5 protein-coding genes are annotated in these 6000 nt (G+C 64.4%); 2 read left to right on the top strand and 3 right to left on the bottom strand.

Annotated features, from left to right (window positions below; translation table 11 throughout):
- Positions 1-581: 581 nt before the first annotated feature.
- Positions 582-1769, bottom strand: coding sequence for a hypothetical protein (locus AB0O34_RS03530; RefSeq protein WP_363912155.1), 1188 nt, complete (start codon positions 1767-1769; stop codon positions 582-584).
- A 194-nt stretch (positions 1770-1963) separates the two neighbouring features.
- Positions 1964-3469, bottom strand: coding sequence for a hypothetical protein (locus AB0O34_RS03525; RefSeq protein ID WP_363912153.1), 1506 nt, complete (start codon positions 3467-3469; stop codon positions 1964-1966).
- A 268-nt stretch (positions 3470-3737) separates the two neighbouring features.
- Between AB0O34_RS03525 and AB0O34_RS03520 the strand changes: the two genes are divergently transcribed.
- On the top strand, positions 3738-4286 hold the full coding sequence (locus AB0O34_RS03520; protein WP_363912151.1) for an SSI family serine proteinase inhibitor: 549 nt from the start codon (positions 3738-3740) through the stop codon (positions 4284-4286).
- 22 nt (positions 4287-4308) lie between these two features.
- On the opposite strand, the gene AB0O34_RS03515 is transcribed toward AB0O34_RS03520, so the two are convergent.
- Complete coding sequence (locus AB0O34_RS03515) at positions 4309-4668, bottom strand: DUF1622 domain-containing protein (protein ID WP_363912149.1); 360 nt, start codon at positions 4666-4668, stop codon at positions 4309-4311.
- Between the two features lie 166 nt (positions 4669-4834).
- Here AB0O34_RS03515 and AB0O34_RS03510 point away from each other — a divergent pair, with 166 nt between their 5' ends.
- Positions 4835-5116 (top strand): hypothetical protein, encoded by a 282-nt coding sequence (locus tag AB0O34_RS03510; RefSeq protein ID WP_363912148.1) that lies wholly within the window; start codon positions 4835-4837, stop codon positions 5114-5116.
- The last annotated feature ends 884 nt before the right edge of the window (positions 5117-6000 follow it).

Genomic DNA, 6000 nt, shown 5'->3' with positions numbered 1-6000 from the left:
TGCTGGTGGCGGCGATGGCGCCACCGATCGGGAGGGCGAGACGCTTAACTCGGGTATTCAAGGAAACTCCTGGGCCTGTCGTGGAACGCATCTTGCGCCCCATGCGTCAGTAAAGGGATAACTAGGAAGATACAGAGAAGATCTTGTCTGCGGTAACCGGATCCGTGGCGATTTTTGGCGTTCGTCCCTGTGTGATCTTTCCGTGATCACCAGATCGGTGGACATCGGCTGTCAAGCCATCACAAGTTCGTGCCATTCGCGCAGATCAGGGCACTGCTGTGACAAACGGTCCACATGTTGCGTGAGTGACCGCTTCGTGACAGCGCCGATCCATGTGTGACGCAGATCACACGACTTCAGGGGAGCCGAATCGGCGGGTGGCTACGTCTAACGGCTCCGCAGGCGTCCCGAATCGGACATAACGCCTATGCGTGCAGCCCTGGCGGCCATGGAACGGGCCAGTGGCCGGAAGGTGTTCTTCGTGGGAACGGGCCAGAGCCGGAAGGTTGCCGCCGAGACGCCACAACGAAAGAAGGGCCCGGCATCCGCCGGGCCCTTCTCTCTGTGACAGGTCTAGACGCTCAGTCGGTCTTCTGACGGGACGCGTAGGAGTACACGAGATAAGTCGCCGTGTTGAAGTACGGAGAGGACACGCTGTCGTTGCGGCCGTCGCCGTTCAGGTCGTACGTGAGGCTGTTCACGCCGTTCAGGTAGCCAATTCGCCGCGAAGGGCTGTACTTGATCAGCCAGGGGCCGCCACTGGCCCCGGCCGTGAAGCCGCAGCCGCTGAACAGGACGCCGTTGTCCAGCTCCCACTTCTGCGTGGAGATCTTCCTGGTGGCCCGGGTGAGGCACGACTCCATCGTCAGGCCGGTGTACGGCCGGCTGAGGTCGGTGTTGGGGCCCGCGGGGTACCCGAACGCGTAGGCCGCGACGACGTACCCCCTGTTCCAGGCGAAGCCCTGGCCGCCGACCTGGCTCTCCAGGCGTCCGGTGTCGACGGTCTTGTACAGCGGCTGGCCCTTGGCGTCCTTCTTGGGGATGCCGTTCGTGTCCTTGTCAGGATCCCAGCGGTAGCCGTGGTGGACAGTGACGAAGGCGTAGTCGAAGTCGAAGTCGCCGGTCGCCGCGTACGTGTCGTTGATGTGCAGCGTGTGTCCGACGTAGATGCCGTACGGCGTCGCCCCGTTACCGGTGTAGGAGGGGATGAACACCCAGGACTCGACCGGTTTGCCCGCCTTGACGTCGTAGGCGCAGTGACCCGCCGTGGCGACGACGTTCCCGTACTTGGCGTGCACGGACGAGGCCGAGCACCAGTACTCGGCGGTGCCCTTGCGGAAGAACACCTTTCCCACCGTCGGAGGGAGGTTGACGTTCTTGGTCCTGACCGTCTTGACCGTCTTCGGTGGCGCCGCTCCCACGAGGGCGGACGTCTTGCTGTTGGGGGCCTTGGTCGTACTGTCGGCCGCCGCCGCGGCCGGGGTCAGCGTGGTCGCCGTGCTGCTCGGGCTCGCCGAGGCGGTCGCGGTGGAGGCCTCTGTCTTGGGCGCGTAGCTGCTGGCGTGCTTCAACCGGTCGGGCGTCCACCAGTCGACGACCTTCTGCAGGTCCGCGTCGCTCTGCGCCATTGGAAGGGTCGTGATGCCCGCGGGGGCCGACGCGGTATCGGCCAGCGCCTGCACGAGCCCCGGGCCCGCGGACAGGAACACACTGGCGGTCGCCAGGGCACCGCAGAATGTGAGCGCGATCCGCTTCGCTCGGGGTGGCATTTCGTACCTTCCAGTGATCTAAAAGAGTGCAGACAACGGTGAAGGGCGATTTTTCCAGATCAACTAACAATCGGCACTGTACTTGCCTGACCTGGATTCACTTCGTTATCGGACAGGTGATCGGGTCGCGTGGACGAGTACGCCGGTAGGGGGCCGGATATGCGGCCGGGCCCCCTACCCTGCCGTGGCTCGCGTCAGCTGGTCGTAAGCTTCCCGGTCCACAGGTTGGCGGCGTACTTGTAGATGCCGTACGTGTCGCTGTTGAAGTACGGCGTGGTGATGTGGTCGTAGCGACCGTTGCCGTCGGTGTCCAGAGTCAGGCTCACGACACCGTTGAGGTAACCGGTCCGCTTGCTGCTCTTGTACTCGATCAGGAACGGGCCGCCGGTGGCGCCGGGCGTGAAGGCGCACTTGATGGCGAGCTGCTCCTCGGCCTTGTACTTGGAGACGGCCGGAGCGGCGGCGGTCTGGCCGTAGCACCACTTCATGGTCTCGCCGGTGTAGGCCTTGTTGCCGTCGAGGTGCGCGGCCGTCGGGTAGCCGAAGCTGAACTGCTTCGCCTTCGTGCTCCGGTTCCAGGTGAAGCCCTGGCCGCCGACGTTGTCGCCGAGACGGCCCGCGTCCACGAACGTCTTGATGTGGAAGAGCGTCTTGTAGTACTTGACCGTGGTGGTCTTCTTCACCCAGTACTTCACGTAGTAGTGGGTGATGGCGTAGGCCGAGTCCACGATCTTCTTGTAGCCGGGGCCGGTGTACTTGTTGTACGTGACCTCGTCCACGATCTCCGTGGCGGTCTTGCCCGGCGCCTTGGCGTAGTTCACCTTGGCATCGGCCGCGGGAGCCTTGTCGTAGTCGTCCTTGGTGACCTCCTTGACGACCCGCTGGCCGCCGGCGGTGCCCCACGGGAGGACGGTCTCGGAACCAGTGGACTTCGACCAGGCGTCGGCGGTCTCGCCGCCCTTCTCGTCGACCTTCTTCTGGTACTCGTCCTTGGTGATCTCTTCGTCCTTGGCCCACTTCGGGCCCTTGTACGCGTCGTACTCGCTCTTCGCGACGATCTTCTCGCCGGTCTGCTTGACGCCGTTGTACACGTTGACGAAGGCGTAGTCGTAGTCGTAGTCCTCGTAGACCGTGAAGTCGTCGTGGAGGTTGACCTTCGCGCCCACGTAGACGCCCCACGGCGCCTTGCCCTGGTAGTAACCGGGGATGAAGACGAAGTTGTCGACGTAGGTGTTCTTGTCGGTGTCGTACACGCAGTGGCCCGCCGTGGCGACGAGGTTGCGGTACTTCGACTGCACCGAGGTGCCGGAGCACCAGTACGGCTTGCCGTCGACCTGGAAGAACACCTTGCCCACGTTGGTGGGCAGGTTGACGTTCTTGGACGTGCCGGCGGTCTTGCCTCCGGCACCGGTGGGGGCCACCGAGCCGGCCTTGCCGTCGGCGGAGGCCTTGCTGGTGCTCTTCTTCAGCTTGGCGGAGACCGAGGAGTCCTCGGAGTAGTGCTTCGCCGACTTCAGCTTGCTGGGCGTCCAGGACCCCGCGATGGCCTTCGCGTCGGTCCCGTTCGCCAGTGCGCCCGACTTGAGGGGAGTCGGTTTGGCCTGCGCGCTGGCAGAGGTGGAGAGGGTTACGCCGATCATGCTGGTGGCGACGAGCGCACCACCGAGGGGGAGGATGAGGCGCTTTGCTCGGGTGTTCATTGAGCTCCTTCTTTGTCATGGGATGCCCGGGAAGGTCCCACGCTTACGTAAAGAGACAGCACAGACCGTACTCCGGCGATCTTGGTCACTAGGCCCTAAACCGGACAAAAGTGGATGTCCGTTACCGGCTTGTTATGAAACCGGTGGAACCGGAGAGATACCTGATGCGTCGAACTTCGCTCTTCGATCATGGTTGGGCGCTTGATCGGCAAGCACACCTGCGGAAGGTGGGTTACCGCTCCACGCCATGCGAAATCGGGGGATTCACATGCGACGTCTCTTCACCGGCCTGACCTGCGCGGCCCTGCCTCCAGGAGTGGGTCCGGTCCCGCTGGTGGCCCTGGCCCTGCGGGCGGCCCTGCCCTTTGCCGCGGCAGTGTCGCTGGGGGCGGCCCTGTCCGTGGGAGTGGTCGCCCCATCCGCGGGCGCGGCTGCCGCTTCGATCCCGAGGCCGTTCCCCGGAGGCCCGGCCGCCCACTCCGCGGCATGGCATCCGGTCAGGGGGATAAGCCGGGCGCTCCTGCTCACGATCGCCCGCGGCGAGTCGGCGACGCCGTCCGACCGTGTCGTGCTCCTGCAGTGCGCGTCGCCCGGCGGCACGCATCCCCGCGCGACCGAGGCGTGCCGGCTCCTCGAACCGGTCAAGGGCGACCTCGGCGACCTGAAGATGTCGTCGGACGCCGCCTGCGCGAAGCGCTACGAGCCGATGACGGTCTCCGCCTCAGGCATATGGGACGGGCGCCGTCTCTACTTCGAACGCACCTTCGGCAACACCTGCGAACTCAGCGCCTACACCGGCGCCGTCTTCAACTTCTGAGGCAGAACATTGATTTTGACGATCAGGACCGGGGCGACTCTTGCTTGGGGCGCCAGGGTCGGCGGCCCTCCAGTTCCACCTCTATTGAGAAGCTGAGGAAGGTTCTCACCAGGACGATCGCGGCGAGGACGCCGACGCTCTGGAAAGTCGGCGAGATGGCCACCGTGCGGATGATGTCTCCGGCGACGAGGAACTCCAGGCCCAGCAGGATCGCCCGGCCCATGGTCTGGCGGTAGCGCCGGTAAGCGTCGTGGGTCGCGCGGCGGTGCAGCAACTCGTGGCCGAACACGCCGCTCGCCAGCAGTGCCCCGAGGACTATCACCCCCACGCCGACGAGGTCGACGGCCTTCCCTGCCGCTTCGACGATGGACACGAACTCCACAACCGCCTCCTCCGTAGCCGGGCTGGCTCGTCAATGGGCGACACGCCGAAAGGCGCCCTGGTGTTCCAGGTGGAGGAATGCCCTTCAGGGGATCCGCGCACGACTCATTGGCTACTTCGAGTGTCAGCGCTTCGCCCTGTCGTGGGGCAGGCCACTCCCACGCCCGGTGGTCAAGGGCAACGTAGCCACGTATGTCGGTGCTGCTGCCGGGCCGTCGGCGGACCTGGTCGTCACCGCACACCGGATCGGCGAGATCGGTACATCGGTGGTGCGTGAAAAGGGTCAGCAGGTGCTGGTGCTCAAGCCGGATGCCGTCTGGCCGGCCGACCCGGCGACCGTCTATCCCGTCACGATAGACCCGACCACCACGCTCAGCGTCACCAGCGATACGACGCTCGGTTCACGGTCTGACTGCGCATCCTTCGACACGCCCAAGGCCACGTTGTGAGACCCGACGGGGAGGTTACGTGCATTTTGCCAACGCGCTTTTCTCTTGGCCCCCCCGTCGCCGTCCCCTCGATGAGCGCGACGCCCACAGCTGTGGTCAAGGCCTATCTGGAAGCCGTGATCGCACGTGATGGGGACACGGTTCGAACGCTTGTGACCCTAAGTACTGGCGGGTAGAGGTGTCGACCCCTGACAGTTCGCTGAACAACTGGATAAGCGTTGGAGACGTGCGAATCAGCGAACCGACGCCAGATTCATATGAGGCGGAGACCTACCGGCAAGTGAAGAGAGTATTCGTAGATTTCACCTTGCGGCAGTGCGAAGCGGTCAGCTTCCATGACGGCTGGAACGCGTGGAGTTATCTCCTAGTGAGGAATAAGGATTCGGAGCGCTGGCGTATCGCCTCTGGAGGAATGGGCTGAGTCACCGTCCCCGCCTGGTTCCCAGGTCGGGTCCTTTGCGAGAGAGACAACTTGCTGGATGGAAGTTCAGCCGGTCTTGGTGTTCTGACAGGGGTTGGTTCGTTGCATGTGGCTGACGTGGGCGGTTCCGGCTGGTAATGGGTGCCCCAATTCGGGCGCGAGAAGGGCACGACTCCCCAGGATCGGTGTTCTCACACAGCCGATCTTCAGGCCCCGGCTGGCCTGCGGACGTGGCCGGTCCCGTGCATCTGAACACCTACGTGCGCCAGCACTGGACCGTGGAGAACCGCGATCACTACGTCCGAGATCGCACATTTCGCGAAGATGACTGCCAGGCCAGAACCGGGCAACTGCCCCACGTCCTGGCCGACCTACGCAACCTTGGCCAGCAGTGCCCCGACGACGATCACCCCCATGCCGACGAGGTCTACGGCCTTCCCCGCTGCTTCGACGACAGAGACGA

Source organism: Sphaerisporangium sp. NPDC088356, assembly GCF_040685555.1.
Lineage (GTDB): Bacteria > Actinomycetota > Actinomycetes > Streptosporangiales > Streptosporangiaceae > Sphaerisporangium.
Note: the sequence above shows the minus strand (reverse complement) of the source record. Positions and strands in the feature narration are given on the sequence as shown.